Genomic DNA, 19,744 nt, shown 5'->3' on the forward strand with positions numbered 1-19,744 from the left:
CAGCTGCTAACCGTTACTTGGCAGACTTGATCGCAGCGCCGAGTTTCTTGGCGGTGTCGGCCGGGTCGGCTTTCGGGTCGTTGATGAAGTTGGTCACGACATCAAAGAACGCACCTTGCACAGCCAGGGTGGTGGCCATGTTGTGCGCCATGCTTGGCTGCAGGCCGCCGGTTTTGGCGTCTGCCAGGAAGTCTTTGGCTGCGGTCTGGGCGCAGGAGTCGAACCCGTACGATTCCATTTTGTTCAGCATGTCGACCCGAACCGGAATCGAGCCTTTGTTGATGCTGAAGACTTTCTGGAAGTTCTCACCCAGCACGACTTTGGCGATGTCCTGCTGACCGGCAGCAGTGCCTTTGTCTTTCTGCTTGAACACCGCCAGGGAGTCGATGTTGTAGGTGAAGGCTTTGTCGGTGCCTGGGAAGGCTACGCACTCGTAGTCTTTACCGGCGACTTTCTTGGCGGCAGTCCACTCGGACTTGGCCCAGTCACCCATGATCTGCATGCCGGCCTTGCCGTTGATGACCTTGCCTGCTTCGAGGTTCCAGTCCTGGCCTTTGCCGTCGACGTCCATGTAGGTCGCGACTTTCTTCAGCTCGGTCAGGGACTTGACCATTTCAGGACCGGTCAGCGCAGCGTTATCCAGGTCGACCAGGGCTTTCTTGTAGCCATCAGCCCCCATCACCGACAGTACGACCGCTTCGAATACGGTGCTGTCCTGCCAAGGCTGGCCACCGTGGGCGAGCGCAATGAAGCCCGCGGCCTTGAGCTTGTCACCGGCTGCGTAGAATTCTTCGAGGGTGGTCGGGTTCTTGGTGATACCGGCTTTCTTGAAGACTTCCGGGTTGATCCACAGCCAGTTAACGCGGTGGATGTTGACCGGTACGGCGACGTAGTCACCTTCGTACTTCACGGTGTCGGAGACTTTCTTGTCGAGCAGGGAGTCCCACTTTTCTTCTTTGGCGACGTCTTTGAGCACGTCGGTGTCGAGCAAGCCGGTGGACGCCCATTCCTGGATGTCGGGGCCTTTGATCTGGGCAACGCCGGGTGGGTTGCCGGCGACTGCGCGGCTTTTCAGCACAGTCATCGCGGTGGCACCACCGCCACCTGCGACGGCACCGTCTTTCCAGGTGAAGCCGTCTTTTTCAACTTGGGCCTTCAGGACATCTACAGCCGCCTTTTCACCGCCGGAGGTCCACCAATGCACAACTTCAACCGTCCCTTTCGAGTCGGCGGCAAATGCACTGAGGGGAAACAACGAGGCAATGGAAATAGCAACGGCGAGGCGATTAATCGCGTTCATCTGAGTACCTTTTCTTGTTGTTATGCATGCAAGTCTAGAGCTTGCGCTGCACGGAGTTTAAACAGGGATTTTCCAGGCGCAGGTAACAAAGGGACGTACAAATGTCACCACTTGGTGACATAGCAGCCCTGCCCTAACGCACTGGTCATGCTGGGTGACAAGGGTAACGCAGGCAGCACCACCGCTTGCCAGGCGTGATAAAGGTCCGGTTTACCGCCCCAGATCTTGCTGCTGGGTTGGTTGTGTGGGCTGAGTTCGTGGTGCCAGCTGCCACGGATGCGGTCGATAAAGTGGCTTTCGCAGAACTCCCAGAACCGCCGATACCAGGTTTCGTAATGCAGCTCACCGGTGCGCTTGAGCAACGCTTGGGCGGCGGCGCTGGCTTCGGCATGGGTCCAGTGCAGGCGCTCGCGCACCACCGGGCGGTGGTTCCAGTCCAGGGTGTAGACGATGCCGGGCGCACCATCTACGGCCCAGGCGTATTCGCAGGCGCTGGCGAACAGGCCTTGAGCATCGGTTACCAGCCAGTCCGGCGTGGCCAACCCGGCTTGCAGGCGCGCGGCTTCCAGGTGCAGCACCAGCCGCGCCCATTCAAAACCGTGGCCGGGGGTGATGCCATAAGGGCGGAAACCGTCGGCAGGGTTGTCTTCGTTGTAGCCGAGCAGTGGCTTCCAGTGGGCGTCGAAGTGCTCAATGACCATGAACTGGTTGCCGGCGGCGTGGGTGTGGATAACACGTTCGACGATGCGCAATGCGCGGTCGAGCCAGCGCGTGTCACCGGTCACATCGGCCAGGGCCAGGAATGCTTCGGTGGCGTGCATGTTGCTGTTGGCGCCGCGATAAGCCTCAACACCGCTCCAGCCCTGGGCAAAGGATTCGAGCATGACGCCTTCCTCCTCGCTCCAGAAGAACTGGTCGATGATGTGCACGGCGTCGTTCAAGAGGTTTTGTGCACCGGGCGCGCCCGCCACCACCGCCGAACTGGCGGCCAGGGCGACGAACGCATGCAGGTAAGCGGCCTTGCCACGGTTGCCATCCACGGCATGGGGCGCGGCAAACCAACCGCCGTGCTCGCTATCGCGTAATGGCCCGCTGAGCGCCGCAACGCCGTGCGCCACCAGGTCGGCATAACCGGGCAACCCCATGGCGTGGGCCATGGCGAAGCTGTGGGTCATGCGGGCGGTGTTCATGGTTTCGGCGTGGGCATCGGCCGGCAGTTGGCCGTTGTCGTCGAGGTTGCCGAAGCCATCTGGCAGGCGCGAGGCCTTGGCGAATGCCAGCAGGCGCAGGCCTTCGTGGGCGAGCCAAGTGTGATGGGCAGGTGCGTTCAGCCAACTGCTGGCAGGCAGTGGTTGCGTGGTCATAGGTAGCCCTTATTATTTTTTATGGGATGACCGGAGTCTAAACAAGGGTGAGATCAGGGCAAGTAACGAAGGGGAACGGAAATGTCACCAGCCGGTGACAATTCAAAAGATGGTCCTGTCTAACTCTGAACCCAATCTAATTGTGGCAGCTGGCTTGCCTGCGATAGCGGTGGGTCAGTTACAAAAGCATGAGCTGACAGATCGCTATCGCAGGCAAGCCAGCGCCCACAGTTGAAAGCCGGTTTACACCTGCTATCACTGCCCCAGAGGCCTGATCTTCGCTGGCGCGTTGAGCTGTTGCTGCAGGTTTTGCACTTGGCTTTGCAGGGTGGTGATATTGCGTGTGGTCTGGATGCGGAACACATCAAACTCTTTATTGGTCGGCGCATCGCTGTTAACCGTCGGGTTGTCCTGCGCGCTTTTGAGCACCACGAGGTCCTGTTCCAGGCGGGCAATGGCCGCGCTCGGGTTGCCCTGTTTCTTCAGGGTGGCCACGTCGGCAGACAGATCCTTGACTTCACCTTGCGCCGCTTTGAGGGTTGCCACTGCGTCGGTCAGCGCCTGCACCTGGCCCTGCAACTTGGCATTCGCGCTCGACAGGTCGGCGGTGCTGGCGGTCATTTGTGCCAGGCGCTGGTCCAGTTCGGAGGCCTGGCCGGCGACGCCGACCTGCTGCTTGCCTTGCTCCTGCAACTGCGCTTCCAACTGCTTGATCTGCAACTTGAGCGCTTCACTGCCGTTGTTCACGCTGGCTTGGCTGGCCACCACCTTGCCGGAAATATCCTGCAGGCGCCCCGCCGCTTCTTCGCTGATGCGCGCAAAGCTTTCCTGGGTAGCGACCAATTGCTGGCCCATCAGGGAAATCTGCTGGAAGCTCCACCAGGCAAGACCCGCAAAGGCGATCAACAGCGCGCCGACCAAAGCCCACAGCGGGCCGGTGCTGGCGCTCTTGACCTTGACCACCTTCGGATTGCGCGAGCGCACCGACGTGGCGGGGCTCGGCTCGAAATCATCATCGTCCCCGATGTCGGCCCGCAGGCTGGGAACGTTGTCGAAATCGTCTTTAGCATCGTTACGCATGAATCAACCCTGAATCGGTGAGATAGCTACCTGAAAAGCCGAGCAGCGCGAGTATAAACCGCGCTTGCGCCGCACTGATCGACCCGGAACCGCGAATTCGGTTCCCGAAGTGTTGCCGGGTGTGAGCTTACTGGCGCCCCGGAGCCTGGGCTCGCCACCAACTGCAGAACTCGTCGAGTGCAGTCCATAAGCTGACCTTGGGCTCGTAGTCGAGATAATGCCTCGCCCGGCTGATATCGAGCGTGAAATCTTTGTTCATCACCTGCATGCCCAACCGCGACAGTGACGGCTCCGGGCGCCCCGGCCACATCGCACAAAATGCCTCGTTCAACGCCGCCACGCTGTAGGACAAACCGTAAGAGCGATAACGCGTGACTTGGGGCATGTCCATCTGGCGCATCACGTAGTTGACCACATCCCACACCGGCACCGGCGTGCCGTTGCTGATGTTGTAGGCCTTGCCCAGCGCCGAACCGGTGGCCAGCAAACTGCTCAGCAGCGCTTCATTGAGGTTGTGCACGCTGGTGAAGTCGACCTTGTTCAGGCCGTCGCCGACGATAGCCAGGCGGTTCTTGCGCTGCATGTTCAACAGGCGCGGGAAGATGCTCATGTCACCGGCACCGGTAACAAAGCGCGGGCGCAGGGCCAGCACTTCCAGGCCGAACTCCTGGGCGCCGAACACTTTCTGTTCCGCCAGGTACTTGGTGGCGGCGTAGGGATGCTTGAAGCGCTTGGGCACTTGTTCTTCCGTCAGGCCGAGGTGGTCGCGCCCGTCGAAGTAGATCGACGGCGATGACAAGTGCACCAGTCGCCCGACGCGTTGCTTGAGGCAGGCTTCAACCACGTTTTCGGTGACCAGCACATTGCCTTGATGGAAGTCCTGATACTTGCCCCACAGCCCGACGGCGCCGGCGCAATGCACCACGGCTTCAACATCGCGGCACAGGTGGCGCACCAGATCGGCGTCGTTCAAATCACCCTGGATAAACTCGGCGCCGCGCCGTACCAGGTGCTCCACACCTTCGGCGCGCCGCCCGTTGACCCGCACGTCCAGGCCTTGCTCCAGGGCGAAACGCGCAAAGCGCCCGCCGATGAAGCCGCTTGCGCCGGTGACCAGAATCTTCATGTAGCCTCCTACGGATGCAGCTGCCAGCGTCAAGCTTCAAGCCACAAGTTAAAAACGATCCGCAAGCTTTTCTCTTGCAGCTTGCAGCTTGACGCTTGTTACTGCTGATAGGGCACCAACCATTGGCCACAGGCCTGGGCCAGATGGTCGGTCAACAGGCCCAACAGCTGCCCGCCACTGCGCCAATGATGCCAGTACAACGGCACATCGATGGGCTTATCTGGCAATAACTCGACTAATACGCCGGTTTGCAGCTGGTCGCGCACCTGTAATTCCGGCACCAGCCCCCAGCCCAGGCCGGCTTCCGTCAAGCGGATAAAGCCTTCGGAGGATGGGCATAAATGGTGTTCGAAACCGCCGTCCACGCCCAAGGACGCCAGGTAACGGTGCTGCAGGAAATCATCCGGGCCGAACACCAGCGCCGGCGTTCGCGCCAATTGATCGGCACGCACGCCCTCAGGGAAATGCCGCGCAATAAAAGCCGGGCTGGCCAGCGCGCGATAGCGCATGGCACCGAGCAACAGGCTGCGCGCGCCGGCCACGGGGCGCTCGCTGGCGCAAATGCAGGCCGCCACTTCACCGGCGCGCATGCGTTTAAGGCCCACAGTCTGGTCTTCCACCACCAGGTCCAGCAGCAAATGCTGCTCGGCGCAAAAGTCGCTGACGGCCTCAGCCCACCAAGTGGCGAGGCTGTCGGCATTCAGTGCGATGCGCAGGCGCTCGGGCATGCCCTCCTCGTCCAGCGCCGGCACCTGGCTTTGCAGGTCGCGCTCGAGCAAGCGCACCTGTTGCACATGGTTGAGCAGGCGCCGGCCGATTTCGGTAGGTGTGGGCGGTGTGGCCCGCACCAGCACCGGCTGGCCGACACGCGCCTCAAGCAACTTGATGCGCTGGGAGATCGCCGACTGCGACAACCCCAGCACCTGGGCGCCGCGCTCAAAGCCGGCCTGTTCCACCACCGCCGCCAGGGCGGAAAGCAATTTATAGTCGAACATCAGTTTCTCTAATGGGCGATCAGCAATATTGGTTTTTCTTATACAGCCTAGCCCATGAGAATGACCAGCATTGAGTCTCTCTCTATTAAGGAACCCACACATGGCTGGCGAAACCGCCCTGGCAACCCTGCTGCGCAGCATGAGCCCACAGCTCAATGAGGGCGATTATGTGTTCTGCACCCTGCCCGACAACCGTATCCCGCCCGGCTGCGAGGTGATCGGCAGCTTCCGCGAGCAGGAAGGCCTGACCTTGATCCTGGACCGCCAACACGCTGAACAGGCCGGATTGGCCTTCGACTATGTCGCCGCGTGGATCACCTTGAACGTGCATTCGGCCTTGGAGGCGGTAGGCCTGACCGCTGCCTTCGCCAGCGCCTTGGGCAAGGCCGGCATCAGTTGCAACGTGATCGCCGGCTTTTATCACGACCACCTGTTTGTCGGCCGCAGCGATGCTGAGCGAGCCATGGATGTATTGCGCCACTTGGCAGCAAACGCGGAGTAAAGGTTATGTGGCAAAGCTACGTGAACGGGCTGCTGGTAGCCCTCGGCCTGATCATGGCGATCGGCACCCAGAATGCGTTTGTGTTGGCGCAAAGCCTGCGCCGTGAGCATCACCTACCGGTGGCGGCGCTGTGCATCGTATGTGATGCGATTCTGGTGGCTGCCGGGGTATTCGGCCTGGCCACAGTGCTGGCACAAAACCCGCTGCTGCTGGCGGTTGCCCGTTGGGGCGGCGCGGCGTTCCTGCTGTGGTACGGCACCTTGGCGCTGCGTCGCGCGTTTTCCAAGCAAAGCCTAGGTCAAGGCGAAAACCTCAAGGTGCGTTCCCTGCGCGCGGTGTTACTCAGCGCCCTGGCGGTGACGTTACTCAATCCGCATGTGTATTTGGACACCGTCTTGCTGATTGGCTCTTTAGGCGCTCAGCAAACTGAACCCGGCGCCTACGTGGCCGGCGCGGCCAGCGCGTCGTTCCTGTGGTTCGCCACCCTGGCATTAGGCGCCGCGTGGTTGGCGCCGTGGCTGGCACGCCCTGCTACCTGGCGGCTGCTGGACCTTTTGGTGGCGGTCATGATGTTCAGCGTGGCGTATCAATTGATCAGTGCTTGATGAATATTCCAAAACGCTCTGGAACCTCTATCCCACACAGTTGTTGCGTGGTTTTGCCGCACCCCCGGTGCTATGATCCAGACCCTGCGCCGCAAAGAGTACAAACTCCCCGGCGCTTGTTTGGCCGCCCGTGATCGGCCTTGCGCTCACCGCAACTGACCTGATTAGGAGAATCATCATGGCTTTCGAATTGCCGCCGCTGCCCTACGCACACGATGCCCTGCAGCCGCACATCTCCAAGGAAACCTTGGAATACCACCACGACAAGCACCACAACACCTATGTCGTGAACCTGAACAACCTGGTGCCAGGCACCGAGTTCGAAGGCAAGACCCTGGAAGAAATCGTCAAGTCCTCTTCGGGCGGCATCTTCAACAACGCCGCTCAGGTCTGGAACCACACGTTCTACTGGAACTGCCTGGCGCCAAACGCCGGCGGCCAACCAACCGGCGCACTTGGCGATGCCATCAACGCTGCGTTCGGTTCGTTCGACAAGTTCAAAGAAGAATTCACCAAGACGTCCGTCGGCACCTTCGGTTCCGGTTGGGGCTGGCTGGTGAAAAAGGCTGACGGTTCCCTGGCCCTGGCCAGTACCATCGGCGCCGGCAACCCGCTGACCAGCGGCGACACCCCGCTGCTGACCTGCGACGTCTGGGAACACGCTTACTACATCGACTACCGCAACGTGCGTCCAAAGTATGTGGAAGCGTTCTGGAACCTGGTCAACTGGAAGTTCGTGGCTGAGCAGTTCGAAGGCAAGACCTTTACTGCTTAAGCACACCTTGCTGTACCGCTGATCACTTGTGTGATTAATCAATAATCCGTGATCTGCTTAAAAACCGGAGCCCCGCCAAGGGCTCCGGTTTTTTTATGCCCGCCGCAAACCTTGCCCATCGCTGCTATTAAACAGCCCGGTCTATAGCCAATCGCTATAAAAAACTGTCAGAAATCACAGGTTTTACCCCGTCAGATTTTATATAGGCTCAGATCTCCACCCTGTTCTGAAGGCTCAGGACAAGCAAACTTATAAGGAGATTGAACATGGCACATAACCCAATGGGCAAAGACCCGGCCGACTACGAGAGCGAGCCGATTTTTAACGCAACCACCCAAAAATTCAATATGGTGAACACCCGCACCGGACTGTTTGAAGCGTACGTAAAAATGCCCACCCCGAGCGGTAACCAGGGTAACGGCCCCCCGTTAGAAATGGACCTGTATTATAGCCCCCTGACCAATAACCAGGCCGCATTGGGCGACGGTTGGGAATTCAGCACGACTATTTACAGTGAAGAATATGAAAAGTTAACGCTCAATACCGGCGAAACACTGCCCTTGAAAAAGGGCAAAAACTTGAAACAAGTGGCGGTCATTGCCGAATGGGGCGCCGATGGTAAATTGACCGTCTACCGCAAAGGCGGCAGAACAGAAGTCTTGTCCAAGCTGGGAGATTCGCTGTTTTATCTACCCGAGTCGCTGACCCTCGATGGATATTACTTCCTGTACTCGACCTGGATTGCCACAGCCCACGTAATAGACGGTAAAACCTATTATCAAACCAAGTTACAGCGTGTTAAAGACAGCCTTCGTACGCTGATCGAAATTGACTATACGCTCGCCGAAGATAACGCCCAGTCAGCACTTACGCCCGTCACCCTGACCTTCTGGCCCGACGATGCCACTGAAACATTGCGCTATGAGCTGACGATTGAGGACTACGCCCTTAAATCCGTGACGCTTGCCGACGATATTAAAACCTCGTTCACGTATCTGGATCATAAGACCGCTGGCTGGCTGCTGAACACGTTCACCCACTGGGACGGCCTCGTTGAAGAGGTTGAGTACGACGACAATGGGCTGACCTTCCCGGACAACCCCACATTATCGGCACTGCCCTGTGTTCTCGGCCATCACTTGCAGCCCAACGGCGGCGGGGAACCGGTCTTTCATCATTATGAGTACAGTCGATATACCAACCTTAAAGCCTACATAACAACTAAAACCGGCGCTGGACAAAAGACGATCTATACGTACGATCACAAGACTAACGAAATCTTATCGGAATTGACCAGTAGCACCACGGACGACATTACGACCTATACCAACACAGACTACACAATTTCTGCAGAACCGAACGCCATAAAAAATGAACGTTCCACTACATACGGCCAATCATCTTCTAAACCTCGAAAAATAGATATTCATAATCGTTTCAACAAAGATGCCGCCCTGATTGAAAACAAAAAACTTAACACATCCACCACCTACGAATACGATGACGGCGAAAAATTTCTCTCGGACCGACCGTACAAAGAAACCATACTGCTCGGCGAGTATTTAAACATTGCCATAAACACTAAAACGTATCTTTATACCGATATACCCGGCATGAGCGAGCCAAAGCTCGCCGTCCTGATAGAAACCTTCGACCCCTTAAATATCATTAACCCCAGCATCACTTTCCAGAACTTCAGCTATTACACGGACAATGACTTTCGTAAAGGAAAACTAATGGAAGTCGCCTACGAAGATGACATATTTCGTGTACCCAAACGTGCCTTTACGTACACCCTCGGGGGGGCAAACAACACAGAGCTGACCACAAAGACCGTCGACACTGAACCTACTGGAACCTCGCGTACGTCTTCATCCACTCAGAGCGTTCTCAGCGGGCGCCTCATTCGTCAGGTGGACACCGACGGTAATCGGACGGAGTACACCTATGACGCGTTTGGAAGGTTAGCGACGCTCACAGTGTGCGCGCAGAGCCCAACCTATAAGCAAACCACTCGCTATGCCTATCCGGCCCCTGGCCAAGTGAAGGTCACCGAGCCTAACGGGCAGGTTCGCTTGAGCCAATACGATGGTCAAGACCGGCTGGTAAGGGAGTACGAATACGTCGAAGCAAACACCCAGCGCCTGCTCAGGGAAGTCAGCTACGACCTCATGGGGCGCGAATTGCGCAGCACGCAGTACGATTACACGGAAGACGGCACCCAAGTCAGCGACTGGAGCGAAATAGATTACGACGATTGGGGTGCAGTCAGCGGGCGACGCTACAGCGACGGTCGGCAAGATTTCAACCTGTACGACCCCATTGCAATGACACGGAGCGAATGGACCGGTAATGCCAACGACAAACACCGCAAGGTGACAACCTACAACGCGGACGAGACGATCCAGAAAATTGTGTGGTATGGCCAGAACGGCGTCGCATTTCAAACGCAAACCGCCACCTACACATTTGAGAAGCGACTCGCACAGTTGGAAACCGTTGGCGAGTTCGGTGTCACCACCATCCGCTATACCTATGACGTCTTCGGACGCGTGCTGACCGAGTCCCATGTCGAAAACGATAAAGGCTTGCTCCCGCTGGATCTCGTCTACAGCTACCATTACACCTATCCCCCGTTGTTGCGCACTGATGAACCGGCAACCATAAAGATCAGTTTTGGCCCCCTGGGCGCCTCGACGCGTTTATTGGGTAGCCGAACATTCGATGGGTGGGACCGTGTCACCAGCCTGAGCCGAGGCAACAGCGTAGAGACCTACCTCTACAATGGCGGGGACCCATTGCCGGCGTCAAAAACAACCGCAGACGGTATCGACCTCCAATACGAGTACATCAAGGAACTGGGCAATAAACTCGGCAAAGTCAGTGGCAAAGGTGCCAACCAGCAAAAAAACTTCACCTATGCCCACGCCACACAAAGTCTCTCCACAGCCAGCGAGGGAGAGCATTTTTTACAATACGACCATGACCTCAACTTACGCACCACCCAGCAACGCGTGCAAACTCAGCCCGGTGAAGCCAAAGAAGTCTCCTCCCTCTATTCACCCGCGGGGCGTGTGCTCAGTGATACCGACGTCTTCGAGCACTCAACGCAGTTTGAGTACAATCCAAAGGGCCAGCGTACACGTAGCGTCAACACACACGACACTTCGTGCACTTACACCGACCAAGGGCTATTGAAAGAAGAGGTTGTAAAGACTCTGGGCAGCGCATCGACAAGCATCAAGGTCACTTACAGTTATGACGCTGAGCAGCGTGAAACCAGCCGCCGTTTCGTACCCGCTGCAAATGCCGCCTCTGCCTTGGAAATAACCACCGTTTACTATGGCGACGGTAAGTTCAAACAGGTCCAGTTGAAACAAGGCAGCGCCGTCAAAGGCTCGCGCAGTTTCACCTACAGTGCGGGCGGGCGGCTTAAGGCATGCACGACTACAGGGGTTTGGAGGCCTAAAAACCCGAAGGGCAAACTCATAGACAAGCAAGAGTTCACCTATGATGGCCTGGGCAATGTCACCCGCTGTGTCAGCACTTTCGCCGGCGCAAGCAACACAGCGACCTACACCTACGACAGCTCCACGGGCGTTCGCCTGGAAAAGATCGCGAACAGCCATGCGGACTACACAAAGTCTGCGACCTTGACGTACGACATTGCCGGCCGGGTCACTCAAGACCAAAACGGTAAAAAATATACCTATGACTGGTTAGGCCGGCTGATAAAGGCAGGAAGTACCCGGTATAGCTACGACCCCAGTGATCGCCTCATGACCCAAGGCGAGGGCTCGCAGCAACGTCAAGTCATCTATAACGAACTCCAGGTCAATGGCGAGTACTCGCTTGGGGATAACGATGCCTACCGGCATATGGAACCCGGCAGTACTGGCTGCACCGCTCAACGAACCCGGATTTCCGGAGTAGACAGAACCCTATACGAATGGCGCGACGTCAACGGCACGGTGTGGGTTACCTACGACGCGCAGGCCAACACCACAAAATTTCATGCTTATAGCCCCTACGGCGAACACTTCTTTGAAGATACCCAATCGTTACTGGGTGACAATGGCGAGCTCTACGACAGCACCATCGGCCAATACCCGTTGGGCTGTGGTTACCGCTTTCTCAACCCAGAGACGCGACAGTTCAATGCCCCGGACACGAGCAGCCCCTTTGGCATAGGTGGCCCACACGCTTACGGTTACTGTACCGATAACGACCCCATCAATTTTCAAGACCCCACCGGCCACTTCTCAGTAAGCAATCGATTGAGGGGTATTTGGGGCGACAGTCTTCCTGGTCCCCTCAGCCTGGGCAAAGACTCACAATTGATTAGCACTATAATTTTTACCGCTATAGGGGTGCTATCGGCTGTTATGACGGGAGGCGCGACGCTGCTTTTATCGGCGGGTATGGTCGTCTTTGCCGCTATTTCAGCAGCCACGGCCGTCGTGTCGGTCCTGATTGCCGACATCAGTTCAGACTGGTCTGAAGGGTTGGCCTGGGCTTCCCTGGTCTTTGGCGTATTCAGCTCAGCAGCCAAGCTAGGCATGAAGCTTGCCAAACGGGCAGTGATGTTTGCCCGCTATCTGGGGAACTCAGCACGTGCTGTCGGCAAGAACATCTTTCAGCGCGCGGCAGTCATTTCACAGAGCCAAAAAACGGTGCTATCCATCATCGGCGAGACGCGAGAAAATATGAACCCTCTGCGTTGGGCTGCAGCGATAGAGCCGTATCCTTTCAACTCCAACGCTGTGATCCCAGCGATCGCAAAATTCGAACCGTTTGATGACCTCAACACCATCGCTTTCGCTGTTACGGGAGTCTTGACGAATACCGGCGTTTTGGACGACTCGAAGAATACTGACGGTTTTAATTCGCTCATCGGTAACGGGACTTGGTTGCCGAATGGTAGTTGGAAGAGTTTATGGAACAAGCCCTGGCGCTTTCCTCGGCTGCGCTAACGCCTGCAGAACTGATGTCCGTCGGCGCGGGCTCAGGCCTGCAACCCCTTCAATGACTGAGCAGCGCTTGCAGTAGGAAAAAGCCCGGCTATTTTTGCCGGGCTTTTTTTGTGGTGAATTGTGCTCCGGTCGTTGGAACTCAGTGCGCAAATCGTGCCACGTAGTGAGGGTGAGGAATTCACCTCTATTACTTGTCGGAGAAATTACTATGATCGGTGGCGTAATAGCAGCAGTCATGCCTATGGCTGGCCAGGCAATGGGCGGCATGGGCGAAGTGGCAAAAATGGGCACAGAAATCGCCAAAGTCGCTGGCGAAGTAGTTAAAGCATTGGCCAAGCAACAAGGCGGAGAGAATAAAGACGGCGCGAATCAACACAAGATCGCGAACGAGGATACGCACAAACACAACGGCAAAATGCAGTACGACGCCCCGCAATCGATGAATATCAATATCAATCAGCACAGCTGATAGAGACATGAGCGCATTCGCTCCCCAAGCGCCCTGTGCTCTTAGGGAGCTGTCTCAGGCAGGCGGATTCCCCATCCGCCTGCCCCCCGCCTTCCCCCTTCGCTGTCACCCTCCCTTCAAGTTCGTCACCAAACCCGCCGATGCCCTAATGTTCCTTTGACTGCCATCACGAGATTGCCAATACTCATGGCATATTGAGGCCACCCGCATGGAACAAGGAATGCCCCTTTGAAGCTGGAACTCAAAAACAGCTTGTCGGTGAAGTTGCTACGGGTTGTGCTGCTGTCGGCATTGATCGTGGGCGTGGCGCTGAGCGCGGCGCAGATCGTGTTCGATGCCTACAAGACGCGCCAGGCCGTGGCCGGTGATGCCCAGCGCATCCTCGACATGTTTCGCGACCCCTCGACCCAGGCCGTCTACAGCCTGGACCGCGAGATGGGTATGCAGGTGATCGAAGGCCTGTTTCAGGACGAAGCCGTGCGCATGGCCTCCATCGGCCACCCCAACGAAACCATGCTCGCGGAAAAAACCCGCGCGTTGCAGCAATCGCCCACCCGCTGGCTGACCGACCTGATTCTTGGCCAGGAACGCACCTTCACCACGTCATTGGTCGGCAAAGGCCCCTACAGCGAGTATTACGGCGACCTGAGCATCACCCTCGACACGGCCACCTATGGCAAAGGCTTTCTGGTCAGCTCGGTGATCATCTTTATTTCCGGTGTATTGCGTGCCCTGGCCATGGGCTTGGTGTTGTACCTGGTTTATCACTGGCTGCTGACCAAGCCGTTGTCGCGGATTATCGAGCACCTGACCTCGATCAACCCGGACCGGCCCAGCGAACACAAGATTCCCCAGCTCAAAGGCCACGAACGTAACGAACTGGGGCTGTGGATCAACACCGCCAACCAGTTGCTTGAATCCATCGAGCGCAACACCCACTTGCGCCACGAGGCCGAGTCCAGCCTGCTGCGCATGGCCCAGTACGACTTTCTCACCGGCCTGCCCAACCGCCAGAAGTTGCAGGAGCAACTGGACAAAATTCTGATCGACGCCGGCCGCCGCCAACGTCGCGTTGCGGTGTTGTGCGTAGGGCTGGATGACTTCAAAAGCGTCAACGAACAGTTCACCTACCAGGCCGGCGACAAATTGCTGCTGGCCCTGGCCGACCGTCTGCGTGCCCACAGCGGCCGCCTCGGCGCCTTGGCCCGGCTGGGCGGCGACCAGTTTGCGCTGGTGCAGGCCGATATCGACCAACCTTACGAAGCCGCCGAACTGGCGCAAAGCATCCTGGACGACCTGGAAGCCGAATTCGCCCTCGATCATGAGCAGATTCGCCTGCGCGCCACTATCGGCATCACCCTGTTCCCCGAAGACGGCGACAGCACCGAGAAGCTGCTGCAAAAAGCCGAGCAGACCATGACCCTGGCCAAGAGCCGCTCGCGCAACCGCTATCAGTTCTATATCGCCAGCGTCGACAGTGAAATGCGCCGGCGCCGCGAGCTGGAAAAAGACCTGCGCGATGCCCTCAGCCGTGACCAGTTTCACTTGGTGTACCAGCCGCAAATCAGCTACCGCGACCACCGCGTGGTCGGCGTCGAAGCGCTGATCCGCTGGCAGCACCCGGAGCACGGCCTGGTGCCCCCCGACTTGTTCATCCCACTGGCGGAACAGAACGGCACCATTATTCCGATTGGCGAATGGGTGCTGGACCAAGCCTGCCGGCAATTGCGCGAGTGGCATGACCTGGGCTTCACCACCCTGCGCATGGCGGTCAACCTGTCCACCGTGCAGTTGCACCACACCGAGCTGCCACGGGTGGTCAACAACCTGATGCAGATCTACCGCCTGCCGCCACGCAGCCTTGAGTTGGAAGTGACCGAGACCGGCCTGATGGAAGACATCAGCACCGCCGCCCAGCACTTGCTGAGCCTGCGACGTTCCGGGGCGCTGATCGCGATTGATGACTTCGGCACCGGCTATTCGTCCTTGAGTTACCTCAAAAGCTTGCCCCTGGACAAGATCAAGATCGACAAGAGCTTCGTTCAGGACCTGCTGGATGACGACGACGATGCAACCATCGTGCGCGCCATCATTCAACTGGGCAAAAGCCTCGGCATGCAGGTGATCGCTGAAGGCGTGGAAACCGCCGAGCAAGAGGCCTACATCATTTCCGAGGGCTGCCACGAAGGTCAGGGTTACCACTACAGCAAACCATTGCCGGCCCGAGAGTTGGCCGCTTACTTGAAACAGTCCGAGCGCAATAACGCAGCGATTCTCTGAACGGTCAAAGCAATACTAAATATTTCCCGCGTATAACCCTTTACACAAAATGCAAATCTTTCGCATTATGTCGCAGCTTTTGCGCGCCCCCGCGCGTCCTATCAACAACCGAAGCAGGATGTTCGCCATGATTCGTATGCCCCTGGCCACCGCCAGTCTGCTGGCCATTGCCATTTCTCTCGCCGGTTGCGGCGAAGGTAAAGACAAGGCCGCCGCGCCTCAAGCGCCGACGCCGGCAGCCAGCACTACCGCTCCAGCGGCTGCCGCACCTGCCGGCAAGGTCGACGAAGCGGCCGCCAAGGCCGTGGTCGCGCATTACGCTGACATGGTGTTCGCGGTGTACAGCGATGCCGAATCCACTGCGAAAACCCTGCAAACCGCAATCGACACGTTCCTCGCCAACCCGAACGACCAAACCCTGAAAGCAGCCCGTACCGCCTGGATCGCCTCGCGCGTACCGTACCTGCAGAGCGAAGTGTTCCGCTTCGGCAACACCATCATCGACGACTGGGAAGGCCAGGTGAACGCCTGGCCCTTGGACGAAGGCCTGATCGACTACACCGACAAATCCTACGAGCACGCCCTGGGTAACCCAGGCGCCACCGCCAACATCATCGCCAACACCCAGATCCAAGTCGGCGAAGACAAGGTCGACGTCAAGGAAATTACCCCGGACAAACTCGCCAGCCTCAATGAGCTGGGCGGCTCCGAAGCCAACGTCGCCACCGGCTACCACGCCATCGAGTTCCTGCTGTGGGGCCAAGACCTCAACGGCACCGGCCCTGGCGCGGGCAACCGTCCCGCCTCCGACTACATGACCGGTGATGGCGCCACTGGCGGCCACAACGAGCGCCGTCGCACTTACCTGCGCGCGGTGACTCAGTTGCTGGTCAGCGACCTGGAAGAAATGGTCGGCAACTGGAAACCCAACGTCGAAGACAACTACCGCGCCACCCTGGAAGCCGAACCTGCCACCGACGGCCTGCGCAAAATGTTGTTCGGCATGGGCAGCCTCTCCCTCGGCGAGCTGGCCGGTGAGCGCATGAAGGTTTCGCTGGAAGCCAACTCGCCGGAAGACGAGCAGGATTGCTTCAGCGACAACACGCACAACTCGCACTTCTACGATGCCAAGGGTATTCGTAACGTTTACCTGGGCGAGTACACCCGCGTCGACGGTACCAAGATGACCGGCGCGAGCTTGTCGTCGCTGGTGGCCAAGGCCGACCCGGCTGCCGACACCGCACTGAAGGCCGACCTGGCGTCGACCGAAGCGAAGATCCAGGTCATGGTTGACCACGCCAACCAGGGTGAGCACTACGACCAGCTGATTGCTGCGGGTAACGATGCCGGCAACCAGATCGTGCGTGATGCGATTGCCGCGCTGGTCAAGCAGACCGGTTCGATCGAAACAGCTGCCGGCAAGCTGGGTATCAGCGACTTGAACCCGGACAGCGCTGATCACGAGTTCTGATCAGGCGTGAGTTGAATGAGGCGGCCTTCGGGCCGCCTTTTTTATGCGCCCTCTCGAATACCCCGTGACCTCTGTGGAAACTGGTTTGCCTACGATAGCGGTGTGTCAGGCAACTGAGTTATCGAATGGCACACCGCCATCGCAGGCAAGCCAGCTCCCACTGTTGATCTTCATTGATCTCAGGCTTCAGGTTTACATGCCCTGCACCCCAGGTAGAATGGCGCCTGTCCTCCAGCACCCGAGCGAACTTCATGGCGTTGCCGACCCTACGCATCATCGGTTTCATCATCGGCATCTTCCTGATCACCCTCGCGATCGCCATGGTTATCCCGATGGCCACCCTGGTGATCTTCGAGCGCACCAGCGACCTGCCCTCGTTCCTGTGGGCCAGCCTGATCACCTTTCTCGCCGGCCTGGCCCTGGTCATCCCCGGCCGCCCCGAGCACGTGCACCTGCGCCCCCGAGACATGTACCTGCTCACGGTCAGCAGTTGGGTGGTGGTGTGCGTGTTCGCCGCGCTACCGTTCTTGCTGACCCAGCACATCAGCTACACCGACTCATTCTTCGAAAGCATGTCCGGCATCACCGCTACCGGGTCCACGGTATTGAGCGGGCTGGACAGCATGTCACCCGGCATCCTGATGTGGCGCTCGATGCTGCACTGGCTGGGTGGCATCGGCTTTATCGGCATGGCGGTGGCGATCCTGCCGCTGCTGCGCATTGGTGGCATGCGCCTGTTCCAGACCGAATCCTCCGACCGCTCAGAAAAAGTCATGCCGCGCTCGCACATGGTGGCGCGGCTGATTGTGGCGGCGTATGTGGGCATCACCATCTTCGGCAGCCTGGCGTTCTGGTGGGCTGGGATGGGCTTGTTTGATGCGATCAACCACGCGATGTCGGCGATTTCCACCGGGGGCTTTTCCACCTCCGATGAATCCCTCGCTCACTGGAAACAGCCTGCCGTGCACTGGGTCGCCGTGGTGGTGATGATCCTCGGCAGCTTGCCGTTCACCCTGTACGTGGCCACGTTGCGCGGCAACCGAAGGGCACTGATCAAAGATCAGCAAGTGCAAGGCATGCTCGGTTTGCTGCTGGTGACCTGGCTGGTGCTCGGCACCTGGTACTGGTGGACCACCGATTTGCATTGGCTGGAGGCGCTGCGCCATGTAGCGGTGAACGTGACGTCAGTGGTGACGACTACCGGTTTTGCACTCGGGGACTACAGCATCTGGGGCAACTTCTCACTGATGCTGTTCTTCTACCTGGGGTTCATCGGCGGTTGCTCGGGCTCCACGGCGGGCGGGATCAAGATCTTCCGCTTCCAGGTCGCCTATATCCTGCTCAAGGCCAACTTGAACCAGCTGATTCACCCGCGTGCGGTGATCAAGCAGAAGTACAACGGCCACCGCCTCGATGAAGAGATCGTGCGTTCGATCCTGACGTTCTCGTTTTTCTTCGCCATCACCATCTGCGCCATTGCCCTGGCCCTGTCGCTGCTGGGGCTGGACTGGATGACCGCGTTGACCGGCGCCGCCAGCACTGTGTCGGGCGTTGGCCCGGGCCTGGGCGAAACCATCGGCCCAGCCGGAAACTTCGCCAGCCTGCCGGATGCGGCCAAGTGGATCTTGTCGCTGGGCATGCTGCTCGGAAGGCTGGAGATCATTACAGTCTTTGTTCTGTGCATTCCGGCATTTTGGCGGCACTGAACGTCGACGCTTCCAGCAACCGCGCCCGGTATTCGCCGGGCGTGGCATCGAACCAACGGCGGAACGCGCGGAAGAAATTGCTCGGGTCGGCAAAGCCCAACAGGTAGGCAATTTCCAGCAGGGTCATGCTCGGCTGCGCCAGGTATTGCTCGGCGAGTTCGCGACGGGTGTCGTCGAGCAAGGTCTGGAAACTGGTGCCCTCCTCCTGCAAGCGCCGCTGCAAGGTGCGCTGGGACAGGTGCAAGGTCTGGGCGACCACTTCGCGCTTGGGCTCGCCCTGGGGCAGCAGACGGCACAGCACCTGGCGGGCCTTGTGGGTCACGCGGCTCTCGGAAAACCGCGCCAGGTATTCACCGGCAAACCGATCATGCAGCAGCGCCATGGCCTCATTGGCCGTGGGCAGCGGCGCATCCATGTCGGCCTGCTCGAAAATCAGCGCGTCATAAGGCGCATTGAATTCCAGGGGCGCATGGAAGGCTTGTTTGTAAGGCGCCAGGTCGGCCGGTTGATCGCCTTGCAACACCACTTTGCGCGGTTGCAGGCTGCGGCCGGTCAACCAGCCGCACAATGCCAAGGCACTGGCCAGCGAGGCTTCGGCGCTTTGTCGGGTGGGTGGGAGATGATCGCCGTGTACCGTCAGAATCAGCGCATAGCCTTCGGGTAACAGGCGGAAACTCAGGTCAGCACTTTCGGCGATGATGCGCTGGTAGCGCACCAGGCGCATAAAGCCTTCGGCCAGGGTGTTGCTGGACATCAGCGCATAACCGGCCACATGAAACGACGCCGGGCGCACCACCTTGCCCATGTTCAGGCCAATCGCCGGGTTGCCCGACAGCTCCACCGCCCGTTGCCACAGTCGGGTCATGGAGTCTTGCGGAAAACGCGCGTCCGGGTCACTGAGGGCGGCGTAGTCCAGGCCCACCTGCTTGAACAAGACACGACAATCCAGGCCGTCCATTTCCAACGCCTTGACTATTCCCATCGCCCAGCTTGCAGAAGTTGTTCGTTCGCTCATGGCGTCTTCTTGAAAAAAGCAGGCTCAACCGGCAGCCAGGAAGCCAAGGATACTAAAGTGGCATCTATTGTCACTGGCTGTTA

The 19,744-nt window shown here is 58.5% G+C and carries 14 protein-coding genes; 8 read left to right on the forward strand and 6 right to left on the reverse strand.

Annotated elements, in window-relative coordinates:
* Positions 1-13 precede the first annotated feature (13 nt).
* The 5 genes from K0P33_RS25410 to K0P33_RS25430 form a co-directional block, all read right to left on the reverse strand.
* Positions 14-1,300: an ABC transporter substrate-binding protein gene (locus K0P33_RS25410; protein WP_094950845.1), complete on the reverse strand. Its 1,287-nt coding sequence runs from the start codon at positions 1,298-1,300 to the stop codon at positions 14-16.
* A gap of 104 nt (positions 1,301-1,404) precedes the next feature.
* Entirely contained in the window at positions 1,405-2,664 is a 1,260-nt protein-coding gene (locus K0P33_RS25415) for an AGE family epimerase/isomerase (RefSeq protein ID WP_094950844.1), read from the reverse strand.
* 255 nt (positions 2,665-2,919) lie between these two features.
* Positions 2,920-3,744 (reverse strand): ATPase, encoded by an 825-nt coding sequence (locus K0P33_RS25420; RefSeq protein WP_094950843.1) that lies wholly within the window; start codon positions 3,742-3,744, stop codon positions 2,920-2,922.
* A 127-nt stretch (positions 3,745-3,871) separates the two neighbouring features.
* The gene (locus K0P33_RS25425; RefSeq protein ID WP_094950842.1) at positions 3,872-4,870 is read right to left on the reverse strand and encodes an NAD-dependent epimerase/dehydratase family protein; all 999 of its coding nucleotides are present in this window, start codon (positions 4,868-4,870) and stop codon (positions 3,872-3,874) included.
* Positions 4,871-4,968: 98 nt separating this feature from the next.
* Positions 4,969-5,865 (reverse strand): LysR family transcriptional regulator ArgP, encoded by an 897-nt coding sequence (locus K0P33_RS25430; RefSeq protein WP_242152230.1) that lies wholly within the window; start codon positions 5,863-5,865, stop codon positions 4,969-4,971.
* A 100-nt stretch (positions 5,866-5,965) separates the two neighbouring features.
* Between K0P33_RS25430 and K0P33_RS25435 the strand changes: the two genes are divergently transcribed.
* From K0P33_RS25435 to K0P33_RS25470, 8 genes are all read left to right on the forward strand, one after another.
* A complete protein-coding gene (locus tag K0P33_RS25435; RefSeq protein WP_094950840.1) occupies positions 5,966-6,367 on the forward strand; it encodes an ACT domain-containing protein in 402 nt (133 codons plus the stop codon).
* A 5-nt stretch (positions 6,368-6,372) separates the two neighbouring features.
* Complete coding sequence (locus K0P33_RS25440; RefSeq protein ID WP_094950839.1) at positions 6,373-6,972, forward strand: LysE/ArgO family amino acid transporter; 600 nt, start codon at positions 6,373-6,375, stop codon at positions 6,970-6,972.
* Positions 6,973-7,150: 178 nt separating this feature from the next.
* On the forward strand, positions 7,151-7,747 hold the full coding sequence (locus K0P33_RS25445) for a Fe-Mn family superoxide dismutase (RefSeq protein WP_094950838.1): 597 nt from the start codon (positions 7,151-7,153) through the stop codon (positions 7,745-7,747).
* Between the two features lie 266 nt (positions 7,748-8,013).
* Positions 8,014-12,720 carry an RHS repeat-associated core domain-containing protein gene (locus K0P33_RS25450; RefSeq protein ID WP_242152233.1) on the forward strand — a complete coding sequence of 1,569 codons (4,707 nt, stop codon included), beginning with the start codon at positions 8,014-8,016 and terminating at the stop codon, positions 12,718-12,720.
* A gap of 208 nt (positions 12,721-12,928) precedes the next feature.
* A complete protein-coding gene (locus tag K0P33_RS25455) occupies positions 12,929-13,189 on the forward strand; it encodes a hypothetical protein (RefSeq protein WP_141240541.1) in 261 nt (86 codons plus the stop codon).
* Positions 13,190-13,417: 228 nt separating this feature from the next.
* On the forward strand, positions 13,418-15,469 hold the full coding sequence (locus tag K0P33_RS25460) for a GGDEF domain-containing phosphodiesterase (protein ID WP_094950835.1): 2,052 nt from the start codon (positions 13,418-13,420) through the stop codon (positions 15,467-15,469).
* A gap of 127 nt (positions 15,470-15,596) precedes the next feature.
* Positions 15,597-16,940 (forward strand): imelysin family protein, encoded by a 1,344-nt coding sequence (locus tag K0P33_RS25465; protein ID WP_242152237.1) that lies wholly within the window; start codon positions 15,597-15,599, stop codon positions 16,938-16,940.
* A 251-nt stretch (positions 16,941-17,191) separates the two neighbouring features.
* On the forward strand, positions 17,192-18,646 hold the full coding sequence (locus tag K0P33_RS25470; RefSeq protein ID WP_094950833.1) for a TrkH family potassium uptake protein: 1,455 nt from the start codon (positions 17,192-17,194) through the stop codon (positions 18,644-18,646).
* Here K0P33_RS25470 and K0P33_RS25475 read toward each other — a convergent pair.
* A complete protein-coding gene (locus K0P33_RS25475) occupies positions 18,603-19,661 on the reverse strand; it encodes an AraC family transcriptional regulator (RefSeq protein ID WP_242152240.1) in 1,059 nt (352 codons plus the stop codon). The two genes, K0P33_RS25470 and K0P33_RS25475, sit on opposite strands and share 44 nt — an antisense overlap.
* Positions 19,662-19,744 lie beyond the last annotated feature (83 nt).

Source organism: Pseudomonas sp. ArH3a, assembly GCF_022648765.1.
In the GTDB taxonomy this organism is placed as follows: domain Bacteria; phylum Pseudomonadota; class Gammaproteobacteria; order Pseudomonadales; family Pseudomonadaceae; genus Aquipseudomonas.